Here is a 17,087-nt window from a genome sequence, read left to right as displayed (position 1 = left end):
GGGGGGCGGCGCGGTGGAGCGAGGCAAAACTCTTGCAATGCAAGGGTTTGACTCGATCGCCCAAGGGTGGCCTTGAGCAGAAAAATTTTATTTCACTTCTACCAGCCAGTCCAAAATCAGAGCGTTGACTTCACTGGGCCGCTCGTCGTGGGGACAGTGGCCTGTGTTGGGAATGGAAACAAATTTCACTGGTTTATCGTTGGCGGCCAATTGTTGATAAATCTGGCTGCCGGCGATCGGCGTCCAGGGGTCGTCTGCGCCCCAAAGTACCAATAACGGACGATCGACTTTGGGCAGCAATTCTGACGGTTGAGGGCCTGGAGGGGCTGTCAGAATCGAGGCGAACACTTGTTGAGCTCCGGGCTCGCAGGAGGGGGCGTGCAGGAGTTCTACGAGTTCGTCGGTGATGGCTTCGCGGTTCCCGTAGACTTGGCGCAGGGTGTTGCGGATGCGGTGTTTTTGGCGGATGTTGTTGAACATAAACGGGCCGATCAGGGGCGATCGAACTAATTTAGTAAAAGTCCCCATCACTACTCGCAGCGGGAAATTCAGTTCGTCCGGTCTGTGGTTGAGCCCGCCGGCACAGTTGATTAAAACTCCGCCTGCTGATATTTCTGGATGGTTGGCGACTACCATCAAACTCAGCAAAGCGCCGATCGAATTCCCGACAAATACCGCCGGTTCTAGTACCATATCCGCCCAGAAATCAGTCAGCAATTCTTCCCACAATTCCAGAGTGTAATCTAGGGCTGGTTTGGCGGAAGCACCGAATCCCAGCAAGTCCAGAGCAAATACGCGATAGCCGCCGGCCGCTAGTACGGGGATATTTTGCCGCCAATGTCCGATCGAAGCCCCAAATCCATGAATCAAGATCAGAGGGCGGCCGGTTCCTTGGACGGTATATTGGATTTTGTGACCTTTCCAAGTCCAAATTAATTTTTCAAAGCTGGTTGCAGATACTAATTGTTGTGCAGTCACGGCTATTATGTAAAGTTTCGTTAACTACTTTCATCATAGCAGAAGTCAGTAGTCAGTAGTCAGTAGTCAGTAGTCAGTAGTCATGAATTATTGGTTATTGGTTATGTGTTATTGGTTATGTGTTATTGGTTATATGTTATTTGTTGTAATACCCCATGCCCAATTCCCCATGCCCAATTCCCCATGCCCAATTCCCAATTCCCAATTCCCATTTTTACTTTTTTCCTAGCAACCAATAAGTCATCATATCCCCCTTACCTTTTACCGGAATCACGCCTCGCCTCTCAAACAAATACTTATCTTTCAAAAGCTCATAAGTAACATCAGTAACTTGAATGCTGCCAGCAAAACCCGTAGCTTCCATCCTCGCCGCTACATTCACCGTATCTCCCCATAAATCATAAGTGAACTTGCTAACACCAATTACTCCCGCAACCACCGGCCCGGAATTGATGCCAACGCGAATTGCCAGTTTTTCCCCTGTCTCGGCGCACAACTTTGCTATTTTTGCCTGCATTCCCAGGGCCATTTGGGCGATCGCCTCGGCGTGATCCTGTGTCGGCGTAGGCAACCCCCCGACTACCATGTAAGCATCGCCAATAGTCTTAATTTTCTCCACACCGTACTTTTCAGCTAACTGGTCGAAGTGGGAAAAAATTACGTTCAAGCGCTTTACCAACTCGGTCGGAGACATTCTAGCAGACAACTCAGTAAAGCCAACAATATCAGCAAATAAAACACTTACTTGGGCAAAACTATCGGCGATCGTGCTTTGCTCTGCCTTCAAGCGTTCTGCGATTGGTTTGGGTAAAATATTTAACAGCAACTTCTCGCTTTGTTCTTGTTGAACTTTTAGCGCTTCTTGCGCTAATTTGCGCTCTGTAATGTCAGAAACAGTACCCTCATAGTAGAGCAGCTCACCTTTTGAATCTCGAACAGCCCGAACATTTTCTGATACCCAAATCCGGCGCCCGTCTTTGCGGCATACCATAGATTCAAACCCCGAAACGGCATTTTCAGCATCCATAGCAGCCACGAATTCGAGGCGGCGTTCCGGGTCAACGTACAGTTGCTGAGCAATATTGTTAATCTCTGACATAAGTTCTTCGGGCGAGTCGTAACCGTACAATTTTGCCAAAGCTGGATTAGCGCTGATATAGACTCCTGAAGGCGTGCTTTGAAAAATACCTTCCATCGCATTTTCTACAATGCTGTGATATTTTTCTTGAGCAATACGCAGCAATTCTTCTGCTTGTTTGCGCTGAATCAAAGAACCTAATTGGGTGCCGACCGCATTAAAAACGTCTATAAATCTGGCGTCTTTCCCACCAGACGAAATTTTAAAGAAAACTAGCACTGCCAATACTTCATCGCCTACCAAAATCGGCACGCCAAAACCCGCTTTGAATCCGAGTTCTAGTGCTATTTGACTTCGGAAAAAATGCGGGTAGCCCCGGGAAAGATCTTCTACCCATTCCGGTTGCTTGGATGCCCAAACTCGTCCCGGCAGCCCTATATTCATGGCAAATGTCAGTTGTTCGCTTTGCTTGCGGAACGCATCCATCCTCGCGTTGCTCGCATACCAGCCCCGGGCAGATTGCAGCACAGTTCCTTCTGCATCGGGAATCCAAGCTTCTCCTACATCCCATCCGATTGTTTCGCCAACTTGGTGCAAAATTACTTCTAAAGCTGAGTGAAAGTCTACAGCTTCGCCGATCGCCCGCGTAGTTTCCAGCAAAAACCGGATTGATTCTTCAGCCCGCTGCCGTTCTGCGATTTCTTCCTGCAATCTAGAATTGCGATCGTGCAGTTCCTTAGCTTGCAGTTGCAGTTTGGATTGCAGCGAACGAAGGGAAAGCTGGTTTTGGACGCGGGCTAAGACTTCTTCTACTTGAAACGGTTTAGTAATATAATCCACTCCTCCTACTTGAAAAGCTTTAACTTTTTCCAGCACGTCATCTAGCGCACTAATAAAAATTACCGGAATATCTTTAGTTTTTTCGCTTAACTTTAACTGCTCGCAAACTTCATACCCGTTCATTTGTGGCATATTAATATCTAATAAAATTAGATCGGGAGGAGATATTTGTGCCCCTTGCAAAGCCAAGTGTCCGTTAATAGCCTTCCTGACATGATACCCGTGAGATGTCAGCATAGTGGATAAAAGTCGCAAATTATCCGGCATATCGTCAACGATCAGAATGTCTTTAGGAGTCGCTGGTAAGGGATGGTCGTTCATCATAATATAATTGAGTTAAATCGATAATGATATCTATCCGAAAATTATCGACTAAATCTGTTAAAGCGTTAGCGAGATTTGCCTCAGTTTCGGGAATTTCCTCGATCAGTTCGAGGATGCGGTTGTCGTCAACACAAAGTGCTGCTTGGTGCAACTCGACCACCCAGTCTGTGGGCATTACACTCAAATCCTCGGTGGTCAAACTTTTAAGCAGCGTCGGTGTTGAAAAAGAAGTAGATAAGTTTTCTTTCTCATAAATATAACGCAGGTTGAGATGATGCGCTATCTTTTCAAAGAGTACCTCTTCCCGAAATGGTTTACATATCAAATCGTTACAACCAGCAGACAAAATTATTTGCCGCTGCTCGTCAAAAGCACTAGCCGTTAAGGCAATAATTATTGTTTCTTTACCTTCGAGAGTTTTCTTAATCTCTCTTGTCGCTTCATACCCATCCATCACGGGCATCAGCATATCCATTAATATCAAATGCGGCTTCCAAGTTGAATGCAAAGCAATTGCTTCTTGACCGTTAGTTGCTTCCCGGACTTCAAATCCCAGGGGTACCAGCAGCTTAAGCAGCAGTTGGCGATTTTCCGCTACATCTTCAACTATTAGTATCCGATAAGTGTCTTGTCCGGCTTCTAAAGCAATAACTTGTTTAATCGGCGGTTTTTCTTGTTCATCACTTTCTGTTACTAGGTTAACCCAGATATTAAAGCTAAAAATTGTGCCTTGGTCGAGTTTGCTTGCAACAGCAATATCACCTCCCATGATTCGGACAAACTGTTGGCTAATCGGCAACCCCAGACCAGTTCCCTGCATGGATTTTCTACCAGTTTCGGTTTGTACAAATGGCTTAAATAATGTGGAAATTTCTGAGGGAGAAATGCCGGGTCCCGTGTCGGCAATTTCAAAACACAATTGGGATTTTTCTTCTTCTGTGGCGTCTTTTTCAGCTTGCCTGCTGACGCGCAAAGTAACGGTTCCCTGCTGAGTGAATTTAATCGCATTGCCGAGGAGGTTAATTAAAACTTGCCGCAATTTAGCTTCGTCTGTTTGAATGTACTGCGGCAAATCCTCGGCATTTTCAAAGATTAGGTGCAAACCTTTTGAGTTGGCTTTTAGTTGCAGCATTTCTTTGAGACTGTTGAGAAGGTTGTAGAGATTGAAGCGGCTGGGATTGATCGTAATTTGACCTGCTTCTATTTTGGACATTGACAAAACATCATTAATGAGTTCTAGCAAATGTTCGCCACTGCGGTTAATAATTTCTATGTATTCTTTTTGTTCTTCCGTGATAGAACTGTTGCGGGCCATGACTTGGGAAAAACCGAGAATGGCGTTGAGAGGTGTGCGGAGTTCGTGGCTCATGGAAGCTAGAAATTGGCTTTTGGCGCGGTTGGCAACTTCGGCGTTTTCTTTGGATTTAATCAGTTCCATGGACTGTCTTTGAGTGCGGGCGAGCAATTCCGCTTGCTGTAATGCTACTCCTAGCTGAGTACCTACATCAACTGCAACGTTGATTTCAGCTTCACTCCACTGGCGGGGAGCAGAATTTTGATAGGATGCTAATAATCCCCAGAGCTTTTTTCCAGAGAAAATTGGTACAATAATGTAGGATTTAGCTTGAAATCTTTCTAGCAAGTGGACGTAACAATTATCGAAACCTTGCTTGTAAATATCTGGGACACAAAGGTAAGTTTTACCTCGGCTGTAGGCTCCGCCTTGGGTTTGTTGCAAATAGGTATCGTGGACTTCGGGTGAGATACTATCTAATTTTTGAACGAGGCAAAGTTCGCTGTCTAAAGCCCCTTCAGTAAGATTAGAATCGGTCTCCTGTGCTTGGATGAAAGAAACCCACTTGCGGTCAAGGGATTCCGCTACAAATTCGCCACTCCAGTCTGGATTGAAACGGTAAATAGCGACTCGATCGCACTTCATGGTTTGGCGCAATTCTCGGGTTGTGGCGTGAAAAATTTCTCTGATATCTAAAGTTTGCCGCATTCTTTCAATGATGCGGGCGATCGCTCTTTGTCGTAAAGCACTTTCTTGCAGTTCGGTTTCTGCTTGCTTGCGTTCGGTAATATCTACAGCCATTAAAGCAATGCCGATTGCTGTACCGTTATCGTCAATTAGCTGAGTATTGTACCACTCGCAGATGATAATTCTGCCGTCTTTAGTCAGATTTTCGGTAGTGCCGCTGGATTTGGCATTCAACTCGTGATTGAACATCTCAGATAATTGCGGGTGGTAGCTTTCAGGTACGATCAAATCGGAGGCGACACGACCAATCGCTTCTTGCTCACTGTAGCCAAAAATAGCTACGGCTGCAGGATTCCAAGTGATAATTTCTAAATTGAGGTTTAACTCGATAACTGCGATCGGCGTTTGCTGCAATAAAAATGAGATTCTTTGCTGCGATGCTAGCAGTTTTTCTTCGGCTAATTTGCGGTCTGTGATGTCATTAGCAGTGCCGAGAATTTGTTTGGGTTTACCATCGGCTGTTCTGAGAAATACTGTATCCCAACTGTGCATCCACCGCCATTCACCGTTTTTGTGTTTCATTCGGTATTGACATTCAATGACATCACCGTCTTGGGCTTGCTCCACTTTTTTGACGCTTTCCAAAAACTCTGGCAAATCATCGGGATTGAGCAATTTTGGCATCATTGCTGTACCCATATCTTGTATTTCTTGGGCGGTATATCCGAGCATCGTAGAAATTTGTCGGTTGGTATAAACATTCCGCTGTTCAATTACATCGTAAACGTACAATAGGTTGGGATTGGAATCGGCGATCGCTTGAATGAAGTGTTGGCTCTTTCTGAGTGCGGATTCTGTTTGTTTGCGAACGCTAATATCTCGCGCCACAATAATCACTGAATCTGGAGTCAGCGGAGAAACTTTAGCGTCGAGGCAAACGTTGCGCTCTCCGACTTTAAAGCTATATTCAACATTGATGGTTTGCTTCGTTTTTAGAGCTTGTTGGATCGCATTTAATACTAAATCTGCTATAGGTTTCGGCAAGACTTCGTGAGCTGTTTTGTTAATCATTTCGCTTGGAGGTTTCACCAAATTTGTTGATGCTGTCGGGGCGATTTTGATGCAGCGCCCTTCTGCATTTCTCACTAAAACTGTGTCAGTCATGGCGGCAAAAATCGCCCGCAATTCTGTTTCCGATTCTTGCAGAGCTTGCTCGGCACGGACGCGGGTGCGAATTTCTGCTTGCAGCACTTTATTTTGCCGATCGAGCTGCTGAATTCGGTTTTTTTCTCGTTCGATTAGTTTAGCTTGAGCGATAGCGAGTCCTACTTGAGCCGCCACAGCTTCTAATAAGTCGATTTCCTCGGAAGTCCATTCCCGGTAACGATCGCACTGGTGCAAACAGATAGCACCGTTTGCCCTGCCTTGGTAAGAAGTGCGAATTGCCAGCATCGATTTTAACCCAACCTTCTGGCAAATCGGTTGAACAGCTTGCAACAGAGGGTCTGAATAAACATTGTTGGAGGCGATCGCCAGATCTTGTATCATCATTTGTATGATGTGAGGATTGCCCCAAATTGGAACAGGTACATTCCGAATAGATTCACACTCCGGTTCGAGATACTCTGCCGCCAGAGGAATATCGACTTGGGGAGTAGTAACGTAAGTATGAATCAAACAGCGATTGACGCAGAATGCCAGACCGATTTGAGTTGCAGCTATTTGAAATATTTGTTCTGGCTGCAAGCTTGAGCGAATTTCTTGAGTTATTTTTGCAATCAGCAATTCTCGCTGAATTTGCCGTTCTAAAGCAGCTTTAGCTCCTGCCATTTCTATTTCTGCGTGCTTGCGATCGGTGATATCAAAAAGTACGCCATACCAAACAATATCGCCATTATCGCGCATTTCTGGTCGAGAATTAGATTGCAGCCATTTGAGTTTATCCGACGGTGTAATAATCCGCCATTCACAGGCAAAAGGTTCTAAAGTTTGGGCGCTAGTAGCAATTTGTTTTACCAGATATTCGTGGTCATCTGGATGATTTTGATCGAAGCAAAAATCGGGATTTTTTAATATTTCCTCACTTTCTAATTCGTAAATCTCCCGACAAGCATAACTAATATATTCAAACTTAAAACTTCCATCGGGCTTCTTGATAAATTGATAAAGAACTCCCGGTATATTGACCGCCAATTTCTGCAACCGCGCTTTGCTTTCCCGGAGTGATTGTTCTGTTAGCTTGCGAAATTCTACCTCTTGTTGCAGTTGGGCATTCTGCTGTTTTAATTGTTTTGATAGCTGTTGTATAGTCAATTGACTCTCGATCCGCACTAAAACTTCTTCCACTTGAAAAGGCTTAGTAATGTAGTCAACACCGCCGACTTCAAAAGCTTTGACTTTGTGAAAAATTTCCTCAAAAACACTCAAAAAAATAACCGGAATTTCCCTCGTTTTCTCGTTGGATTTCAGTCTAGCACATACTTCATATCCGTTCATTTTGGGCATGGCAATATCTAGCAAAATTAAGTCCGGGAGAACGGTTAAATTAGCATTGACCGCCATTTCTCCCGAAATCGCCCGCTGAACTTTATACCCTTCTTTCGTCAATATGTTTGATATAAACCGCAGGTTGTGGGGCTGATCATCAATAATTAAAATGTGAATACTTTCTTTGTCAAATATCATTTTTTTTTCGGGTCATTGTGATGTTTTTAGTGCTAAAAGCAGATTGATTATTTAATAAATTTAGCGATTGCTTCCGATCATCATCATTATTTATTAAATATTTTCAAACTCAGCAAATAGAGGATTAACTTTAGATATTAGCCATCAACTAACGCACCTTCTTTTTTTTAAACTTATTGGTTGCTTGTCTTAAGTTTTCACTCAAATTAACCCTACAATACTTCGGACAGTTTTATATCTAATCGAGTGTCCGAAACCCAGACTGGCTATATGGTGGACTATTATTTCAAGGTTTAAGTCCAGCCCTAAGTTTCCTAAAATGCGTTAAAAATGGCAGGGCTTTCTCTGTAAGGCTTACAGGGCCGTTAAAAAACTGTCCGAAGTATTGACCCTACTTAACCACAGTTTATTGTCAAAACAAATCGCCTTTTTTGCGGTACAAATTAAGTATGCCGAAAAACAATCATCGCTTGGGCACTCCAGACCAAAGCAAGCGGGTTTTTTAACTTTGTTCAAAAGCTAGGACAAAGTATTTTCGTTCAACCCGGTTGATGCGGGCAGGACAGTTTTTTGCTTGACTTTAGCATTAAAAGTCCCAGGAGGATAACGCAAGTTTCTGGACATTATGCTGCCACATTCAAAGGGTTTTAGCAGAGATAAACACCTGGACATACCGCGAGGGGAAGAAACAGTTTTTTTTACTCTTTTCGCTGCAACAAAGTATGGCTGTGAAAAACCTCGGTTTTGACCCACCCGCCCATCAGTCTTAAGATATTTATAGGTAACTAAGAGTATATAGCAATCCACCCCGCACCCAAAGCCTACCATATAAACTATTTTCTCGGTCTTTTCTATGCCAGCAATTCCTTAAGTTTAGCAATATTTTCACTGCTAAAGTAAATTTTAATTTCTAGTTCTTGGTCAGATTCCCACAGCAGCAGCAGATTATCTTGGCCCAAGGCGATTTCGGGATTGTTTAATTCAAGTGTTTGATATTTAACTTCGGGAATTCCTACGCGAATTACCAGTTCCGTTTCCAACTGAGGATAGATGTACAATTGCTGTTGCAAGTTGTCAAGTTCTAGTTTGTCAACAGTGTTGTTACGTTGGACAGGGGAATCGGGTTTGTACCAATAGAGAGTTTCCTCCCGAATTTCGGGATTGACTATCACAAATGTTTCGTCAAAACGCTGGGGGTGCCAGTGAATTTCGCTCAGACCGCCGATTTGCGGAATCAGTCGCTCTACCCAGCTAATTTCTTTGCCGTTCAGGTTTGCCCACCACTGACTAATATTATCGAGATTTTCAGCATTTTCGGGGTCGGTGCTGCCGGACTGCCAGACTGTTTTTAGTTGTTGCATATACAGGTTCTCCAGCGAATTTAAATTTGAGATTGCAGGTGTTCAATTGGAGATTCATTCGTTATACAATAATTTTAATGGACTTACCAATTATTTACCACGAAGATTACGTTGCACCTCTGCCACCGGATCACCGCTTCCCGATGGCAAAGTTTCGGATGCTTTACCAGATGCTGCTGGCGGACGGGGTAGCAGATAAATCGCAATTTCACGCTCCCGAACTTCCCCCTCAAGAATGGATTGAATTAGTCCACGACCACTCCTATGTTCAAGCTTACTGCAACGGGACGCTGGATAACAAAGCGACTCGGCGAATTGGTCTGCCTTGGAGTCGGGCCCTGGCCAACCGCACTTGCACTGCGGTTGCAGGAACTGTACTAACTGCCAAACTCGCTTTAGACTACGGTTTGGCTTGCAATACTGCGGGCGGAACTCATCACGCCTTCCCTGCTTTTGGGTCTGGTTTTTGTATTTTTAATGATTTGGCGATCGCCTCTCGCGTCTTACAAAAAAATGGTTTAGTTCGCAAAGTTTTAATTGTCGATTTAGATGTCCACCAAGGAGACGGAACCGCCGTAATTTTCCAAGATGACAGCAGCGTTTTTACTTTCTCGATGCACTGCGAAGTCAATTTTCCCGGCACTAAACAAAAGGGCGATTTAGATGTACCTTTGCCTGTCGGTATGGAGGACGACGAATATTTACAAACCTTGGATAAATTCCTACCAGATTTGCTTTCAAATGTCAAGCCAGATTTAGTTTTGTACGATGCTGGAGTAGACCCTCATCACGGTGACAAACTGGGAAAATTAGCTTTAACTGATACGGGCTTATTTCGCCGGGAAATGCAAGTTTTGATGGCGTGTTTGGCTGGTGGCTATCCCGTTGCCTGCGTGATTGGCGGAGGCTATTGCGATGACGCTAAGGGGTTAGTTTATCGGCATTCGCTGCTGCACCGAGCTGCCAGTCAAGCCTATAGGCAGTATCGACTTTGATCCAGAGCGGCGAGATTTACAGCACTTCCGGATGTTATGAGGTACAGTAGCAGCAATTAGTAAACCAGTTTTTAAGATGTTTCGGATTAATTAAGTCAAGAGCCACAGCAATTATGGTGTCAACCATTTTAGTGGTGGTTGGTGAAAACTGGATCAATAAAGATTTGAGTTGCGACCACCATAATTCAATTGGATTAAAATCAGGAGAGTAGGGGGACAAACACAAGATAGAAGCACCCACCGCTTCAATCATGGGCTTAATTGAATCTACTTTATGCGCTGGTAAGTTATCAATTCACGTCTACTGCTCCCGACCACAATTGTGGCACTAAGCATTTGTCGATAAACACCTCAAATGCTTGGCTATCCATCGAGTTGTCTATGGTCATTAATGCCACTACTCGCTGGAAACTAATTGCACCAATTACTGCGACTTTCTTGCCCCGATAAAAAGGTTTGACTGCATAGGCTCTCGTTCCTCGTTGGGAACGTGCATGAGTTCTGGTTAAACCTAGCAATACCCCAGTCTCATCTAAAAAGACTAGATTTTTGGGGTCGATATGCTTGACTTTTTCCCAATACTCTAACCTTAATTTCATGACTCTTTCAGTGCCGGCTTGGCTACTTCTCACTGTTTTATTTTACGATTTAATCCCAACTTTTGTAAGGCGTTACACATGGCTGTTCTACCCACCCAATTTCCCGTCTTCTGGGCAAATAACTCACACAATTCTAGTAAGGTTGCATCGGGATGTGCTGCCACTATTTCTCTCAAAGAAGCTGTGGAATTATTCAAATGACTGTATCTCGGTTTCCCCCTGGGTTTCGGCTGTAAATTTACCTCTGTTTTTTGTTGCTTGACCAGTTTCTGAACTAAGCTTTTACTGACGGAAAATATCGCTGCTGTTTTTCTGATCGACAGCTTCTGATCTTGATGGGCTGCTACTATTTTTGTCCGCAAATCTACTGAATATGCTTTCATTGATGTATTTTTTTAATCTATTCTTATTGTACCTCATAACACCCGGAAGTGCTGTAAAATTCACTTCAGTATTGTTTGGCGATATTGCGTGTTTAAGGTATAAATTTTTACTAAAAACTGGCTAAAGTGGCATTACAAGAGACTGTTTGCGAATCAATAAAGGGCTTGACCCCTCACCCATAAAAATAGTGAGTCTAGAGTAAATGTCTAATTGACCATATAGCTATTAACTACCAATAGCGAACGAAAATGCTGCGTTCCAGAGGTGAGGGGTAACACCCCCTGCGGATTCGCCAACAGTCTCTTACAATAGATATATGGCGTTCAATCGTAGTGTATTTTATGGAATCAAACTCGTTAAGTATCAGAGAAGATGGGGCCAAAGAACCGACTTTGATGCCCATAGACAAGCGCTACCTGCTCGTCATCAACATCAAATCCTTCTACGATTCCAAAGGCAGCAGGTATATCGATTTAATGTGGGCTAAAGACCTAACCCAACACTTCAAGTATTTGAAAAACTTCACGCTAGCATCTCCGGGCGTGCGACAAACTCCCCCACAAAATACAATACAGGTGGATTCGGAAACATCATTTGCTGATGCTAAATTTATTGACCTTCCCTCCGCAGATAGCTTGGCAAAAGCAATATTGCTGCTGCCGGCAACGGTTGCCCAGCTTTGGGACGCGATCGCATCTTCCGATATCGTACATAGTGGCGGCGTATCAGGCTGGCCGATTCCGATGGCATGGTTAGTGACGCCAATAGTCCTGATACAGCGGAAACCATACCTGCTCATAGTCGAGTCCGCACCGTGGCGGCTGCTACCGGGCACCCCTGCCAGCATTAAAGCCAAAATTAAAGCTTACATATACGAAACATTGAGTCGCTGGTGCGTCAACAACGCCGACTTGACAATTTTTACACAGGCAGAATATCGGCAAAGTTTATTAACCAAACGACACAAACAAAGTCAGATAATTCATGCTTCGTGGATAGATGAAGAAAATATTATTTCGGAAGCAGACGCGACAAAAATATGGCACGAAAAACTGTCTGCCTCGCCCAAACAACTAAAAATTCTATTTGCGGGCAGATTGATTGCAGGGAAAGGCCTGTTAGTTCTCCTAGAAGCAATGAAAATCTTGGACGAGGAAAACATTGCCGTCAAGCTGGACATACTAGGTGAAGGCGAACTGTTAAGCAACTGCCAAGCAGCCAGCAAGGCGATGCAAAAATCGGTACAGATCGAACTTTTGGGAACTATTCCTTACGGCCGAGAATTCTTCAGCCGGCTGCAACAATATCATGCTGTTGTGGTTCCCAGCACCTCAGACGAACAGCCCAGAATAGTATACGATGCTTATTCCCAGGCTGTATCGGTACTGGCAAACAACACAGCCGGACTCCGCGACTGCATCGAAAACGGCATCACAGGCTTGATCGGTAATTGCAATGACCCCGTTGCTTTAGCAAACTTGCTCAAACACTCGGGAGAAAACTTGAGCCTACTTCAAAATATGGGCATGGCAGGCCTGAAATATTCTCGCAGCCTGACTCACGAAGAAATGCACCGGCAGCGGTGGCAGCTTTTGTTAATGATGTTGGAGCAATCAAAAAAGTAAGTAGGTAGGCGCAAATAAACCTGGCTGTGTAACCGAATGTAAAGCTGCCATAACCTTTGGGATTGCTTCGTTTCACGGAGTGACCCTCGCTTTTGACTACTTGTGTATTTTCCCACTCATCTACTTAGGCAATACCTGCAGGAGGGCGATCGCTCCAGCTTGCCAGATGGGTACAACTTGAGCTAAAAAGTTGTTAAACAAACAACGGTACTTATGTCGAAGGCCAGCGAGTCCAATCACCCCTATCCACTGCTGGTTGTCATTGTTAACTACCGAACCTCTAGTTTGACAATTGACTGCTTGCGCTCTCTAGTTAGCGAAGTTCAATCGCTGCCCGGTATGCGAGTTGTAGTTGGCGACAATGCTTCAGGCGATCGCTCCGTCGAAGAAATTAGTAGTGCGATCGCCTCAGAAGGCTGGAATGAATGGGCATCCTTCGTTCCCCTAGACCGCAACGGCGGATTTGCCTTCGGCAACAACGCCCTGATCCGTCCCGCCCTCCAATCCACCAATCCCCCCCCTTACTTCCTGCTGCTCAACCCAGACACCATTGTTCGCCCCGGTGCCTTAAAAGCCCTCGTCGATTTCATGGACTCCCACCCCGAAGCCGGCATCGCCGGCAGCCGCTTGGAAGACCCCGACGGTACCCCCCAGGAGTCAGCTTTTCGGTTTCACAACCTCTTGACCGAACTCGATTTTGGTTGGCGCACAGGCTTTATATCCAAGTTATTAGCCAACTGGGCCGCAGCGCCTCCTATTTCCCAAGAAACCTGTCAAACTGATTGGGTAGCTGGAGCCAGCATGATCGTCCGTCGCGAAGTATTTGAAAAGATTGGCTTGATGGATGAAGCTTATTTCATGTACTGCGAAGAAATGGACTTTTGTCTGCAAGCGAACAAAGCTGGCTGGAGTTGCTGGTACGTACCCGAAAGTCGCGTTGTCCACTTAGTCGGCCAAAGCTCAGGCGTCACTGACACCAAAAAGCCCGCCAAGCGGCTGCCTACCTATTGGTTTGATTCCCGGCGTAGGTACTTTATCAAAAATTACGGCTTGGTTTACACAGCATTAACTGATGTATCCTGGGCTTCGGGTTTTGCAGCCTGGAGGGTGCGCCGCGTACTTCAAGGCAAACCAGATGGCGATCCACCACAATTACTGAGGGATTTTGTATTAAATAGTGTATTTTTAAAGGGGGGTAAGATTGAAAAATCCAAAAACTTTTAAAGGGAGTTGGTAAATCGGTCAAAGCCAACTAAACGAGGTTAACCTAGGCAAGCAAAATATTTTATGATGCAGCAGAGAAATTAGTATTCTTGATCGATAAAACCGGATTGCTCCTTCCTCAAAAACCTGATATACCCATTAATATCGTCGGCATCTAGCAATAGAGTAAACAAGAAATAGTGTGAATTATAGCTTATGGTCACTGAGCAAAACTTAATCACCAGTGAAAATCAAGTAGAAGACCCCGGCCTGGGACTGTGGCAGCAAATTAAAGAAGACTGGATTGCTCATGGTCGAGATTGGACAAAACCGGGATTTCGGGCCGTAGCAGTGCAGCGTTTTGGCGTCTGGAGAATGCAGGTAGAACCTAAATTACTGCGAGCTCCTTTGAGCATTATTTATCGAGCACTCTACCGAAAAGTCCGCAATAGTTACGGGATAGACTTGCCTTACACTGTGAAGCTCGGTCGTCGCGTGGTGATTGAACATCAAAACGCTATTATTATTCACGGATATTGTAAAATCGGCGACGACTGCATTATCCGCCAAGGTGTAACGTTGGGAAACCGCTATTTGGACAAACCGCTAGAATCCCCTCAATTGGGCGATCGGGTTAACGTCGGCGCCGGTGCAAAAATCCTCGGAAAAGTAAACTTGGGAGACGACGTAAATATCGGTGCCAATGCTGTAGTTTTATCAGATATTCCAGCCGGTCAAACTGCCGTTGGTATCCCAGCCAAAATTATCAAATCCCGCCCTGCTGAAAACAATACTTAAATCATTGTCTTTCTTGTGCCTTTTTCTTCCTCCTATAACTCTGCGGAGATTCAATCAATCTAGCTACTCAAGTTAGAGATGCCTGTTAAGCTAAACTTCACAAATAGGCACAATTGTCAACATCATCAAAATATTCCACAAACAATGGTTGAGTCAATCACTAAGCCAATCGTTTCTGCTACAGAAGCAGACTGGAGCCGCGAAAAATCTAGCAAGTGGTGGGAACCCAGTCGCCAACTGCTCAAATCTATCCGCAACTATCAAAAGTGGCAGAAGCAGGGTGGGGTTTTAGGCTATTTTTTATGCCGTTTGAACATCATCGAGTATCGATTCTGGAGCGTTGTAACTGCAACAGACATCCCTTTAAATTGCCAAATACAAGGAGGACTGCTGCTGCCTCATCCTAATGGCATTGTCATTCATCCCAGTGCTTCCATTGGCCCTAACTGTCTGATTCTTCAACAGGTGACAATTGTTGCTGATGTCAAAATCGGCGGTCACGTCGATATTGGTGCAGGAGCGAAAATTATTCGCTCCGTAACGATCGGCGATCATGCTTTGATTGGTGCGAATGCTGTGGTGATTTGTGACGTGCCACCAGGTGCAACCGCAGTGGGAATTCCCGCAAAAATTATCGAAAAAAAGACCCCTAAAGTCTGATAAAAATTATAGAAGTCGCAGAAAAAACAGCAAATTAGCTCGATTTTTATTAAATTACAAGAACTACTCAGTAGTTGAATTCAATAAGTAAAAATTGAAAAAAATTGGAGTGGTTGCCAACAGCTAAGATTTGGGATTCAAAAATTAACAAAAACCCGCGGCTTTCAGTCGCCGGAGATCCAAAACCTCAAGTTTTCCCCCTCACTTTTCCAGCGGGTTTCAATCTTTCGAGTACCAACTCAGCGCGCCTCCGTGCAACTTTTTCCCACGTAAATTCCTGTGCCCGCGATCGGGCAGAGTCACTCATCCGAAGCCGCAACTCGGCACAACCTGCTAATTGTTGCAAGCCCGTCACTAGCGCTTCTTCATCATAGGGCGAAACAATTATGCCCTCTTTGCCATCTCGGACAACGCCACCCGCTCCCATAGGGGACGTTAGAACTGGCAAACCGTTAGCCATCGCTTCATAAGTAACCAGCGGACTACCTTCCTCGATACTGGGAAAGGCAAAAAAGTCAGCTTCGCGATAAGCAAGGGCAATATCGCTGGTGTAATCCCTATGAATTACATCTGAGCGTGCTAAAATTCTGCTGCAAGTTTCAGCAATTCCTGGCTCCATACTTCCGCAAAGCAGTAGTCTGCCTTTAATTACCGCTTTTTCCCAAGCCCGCAACAGCAAATGAGCTCCTTTTCTGACGCAAACACTGCCCACAAAGATAACAGTAATCGTGTCTGACAGTGGCTTGTCGGTCGAAAAATTCGGGAAGCGCTTGGGAGACCACCCGTAACTGGTAAGGATCAGTTTATGTTCGGGAACTCTCGCTCCCATAAAAGATTTTTTGACCTCGGGACTCGGACAAAAAATGAAATCAGCCAAATTAATTTCTTCCTCCTCTTGCTGAATCATATCAGCAGTAATTTTGTGTTGGGGAGCGGGCGTTGCTGATTCACGGTATGAATAAACTTTTCACTTGATGTTACAAAACTCACTCTACTTGGCTTATAGCCATTCCGAAAACTTAAATTCATACTTCTATTCAGCAACGCCAGGGAGCGATTCCCAAGCGGCTGGAAGCATCATCAATAATAAATTTTGCCTGCTTTGTATAGCAGTTGATCCGCTCCCAAAAAATGGGTTTTCTCTGTTGCTTCACTTTCCTAAAGGTTTCGATCGAAGTGTTAGACTACAAGTAAACTGCATCAAAATTCTTGAGATCTCTGAGAAAAAGCTTTTCTGTACAATCTCTAGGTCCGTCAGCGTTGCGGTAATATAGCGATTTGAGGTATCTGGGTACAGATTCTACAAGATTCGGTCTGCGACATGACGGCTCGCAATTCGGAACAACCATGCGGACTTTACAGTCAGGGTAATTCCACTGTTCGCAGAGTAAAAAAATGTATGGCTGGCTCCTCGATCCGTACAGTAAAGTGTGAAGAAAGAAGGTAATTGCTCAACTAGGGGAAAAAAGGGAGCCATCAATAGAGAGAGCTTGTTGAATCCCACATTCCGCAGTTCTGGCTTTAATGACTAAGGATTATCATACATTCAGTGTAGGAAAAATATCTGTGCCTACCT

At 44.7% G+C, this 17,087-nt stretch carries 13 protein-coding genes; 5 read left to right on the top strand and 8 right to left on the bottom strand.

Annotated features, from left to right (window positions below):
• Positions 1-87: 87 nt before the first annotated feature.
• The 4 genes from QUA36_RS24445 to QUA36_RS24430 all read right to left on the bottom strand — a co-directional run bounded on the left by QUA36_RS24445 (position 88) and on the right by QUA36_RS24430 (position 9,247).
• The gene (locus QUA36_RS24445) at positions 88-978 is read right to left on the bottom strand and encodes an alpha/beta fold hydrolase (protein ID WP_333362746.1); all 891 of its coding nucleotides are present in this window, start codon (positions 976-978) and stop codon (positions 88-90) included.
• A 214-nt stretch (positions 979-1,192) separates the two neighbouring features.
• Positions 1,193-3,220 carry an adenylate/guanylate cyclase domain-containing protein gene (locus QUA36_RS24440; RefSeq protein ID WP_333459375.1) on the bottom strand — a complete coding sequence of 676 codons (2,028 nt, stop codon included), beginning with the start codon at positions 3,218-3,220 and terminating at the stop codon, positions 1,193-1,195.
• On the bottom strand, positions 3,186-7,886 hold the full coding sequence (locus tag QUA36_RS24435; protein ID WP_333459374.1) for a response regulator: 4,701 nt from the start codon (positions 7,884-7,886) through the stop codon (positions 3,186-3,188). The genes QUA36_RS24440 and QUA36_RS24435 overlap by 35 nt, the downstream gene beginning before the upstream one ends.
• An 851-nt stretch (positions 7,887-8,737) precedes the next feature.
• Entirely contained in the window at positions 8,738-9,247 is a 510-nt protein-coding gene (locus QUA36_RS24430) for a hypothetical protein (protein WP_333459373.1), read from the bottom strand.
• Between the two features lie 77 nt (positions 9,248-9,324).
• Between QUA36_RS24430 and QUA36_RS24425 the strand changes: the two genes are divergently transcribed.
• Positions 9,325-10,242 (top strand): histone deacetylase, encoded by a 918-nt coding sequence (locus QUA36_RS24425; RefSeq protein WP_333459372.1) that lies wholly within the window; start codon positions 9,325-9,327, stop codon positions 10,240-10,242.
• Between the two features lie 34 nt (positions 10,243-10,276).
• Here the strand turns inward: QUA36_RS24425 and QUA36_RS31435 are convergent, their stop codons facing one another.
• The 3 genes from QUA36_RS31435 to QUA36_RS24415 are packed head-to-tail and all read right to left on the bottom strand — an operon-like array spanning position 10,277 to position 11,224.
• Entirely contained in the window at positions 10,277-10,537 is a 261-nt protein-coding gene (locus tag QUA36_RS31435; protein ID WP_445301452.1) for a transposase, read from the bottom strand.
• Entirely contained in the window at positions 10,533-10,874 is a 342-nt protein-coding gene (locus tag QUA36_RS24420; RefSeq protein ID WP_333459371.1) for a transposase, read from the bottom strand. Before QUA36_RS24420 ends, QUA36_RS31435 begins: the two co-directional genes overlap by 5 nt.
• Positions 10,871-11,224, bottom strand: a complete 354-nt coding sequence (locus QUA36_RS24415; protein WP_333459370.1) for an IS630 transposase-related protein — start codon at positions 11,222-11,224, stop codon at positions 10,871-10,873. Before QUA36_RS24415 ends, QUA36_RS24420 begins: the two co-directional genes overlap by 4 nt.
• A 342-nt stretch (positions 11,225-11,566) precedes the next feature.
• Between QUA36_RS24415 and QUA36_RS24410 the strand changes: the two genes are divergently transcribed.
• From QUA36_RS24410 to QUA36_RS24395, 4 genes are all read left to right on the top strand, one after another.
• Positions 11,567-12,850, top strand: coding sequence for a glycosyltransferase (locus QUA36_RS24410; RefSeq protein ID WP_333459369.1), 1,284 nt, complete (start codon positions 11,567-11,569; stop codon positions 12,848-12,850).
• Between the two features lie 213 nt (positions 12,851-13,063).
• Positions 13,064-14,074, top strand: a complete 1,011-nt coding sequence (locus QUA36_RS24405) for a glycosyltransferase family 2 protein (protein ID WP_333459368.1) — start codon at positions 13,064-13,066, stop codon at positions 14,072-14,074.
• A gap of 195 nt (positions 14,075-14,269) precedes the next feature.
• A complete protein-coding gene (locus tag QUA36_RS24400) occupies positions 14,270-14,851 on the top strand; it encodes a serine acetyltransferase (RefSeq protein WP_333459367.1) in 582 nt (193 codons plus the stop codon).
• Positions 14,852-14,995: 144 nt separating this feature from the next.
• Positions 14,996-15,511 (top strand): serine acetyltransferase, encoded by a 516-nt coding sequence (locus tag QUA36_RS24395; protein ID WP_333164677.1) that lies wholly within the window; start codon positions 14,996-14,998, stop codon positions 15,509-15,511.
• Positions 15,512-15,698: 187 nt separating this feature from the next.
• On the opposite strand, the gene QUA36_RS24390 is transcribed toward QUA36_RS24395, so the two are convergent.
• Positions 15,699-16,418: a glycosyltransferase family 4 protein gene (locus tag QUA36_RS24390; protein ID WP_333459366.1), complete on the bottom strand. Its 720-nt coding sequence runs from the start codon at positions 16,416-16,418 to the stop codon at positions 15,699-15,701.
• Positions 16,419-17,087 lie beyond the last annotated feature (669 nt).

The sequence above is a fragment of the Microcoleus sp. Pol10D4 genome, assembly GCF_036701555.1.
GTDB lineage: Bacteria > Cyanobacteriota > Cyanobacteriia > Cyanobacteriales > Microcoleaceae > Microcoleus.
This window is presented reverse-complemented; position numbering and strand designations above follow the sequence as displayed.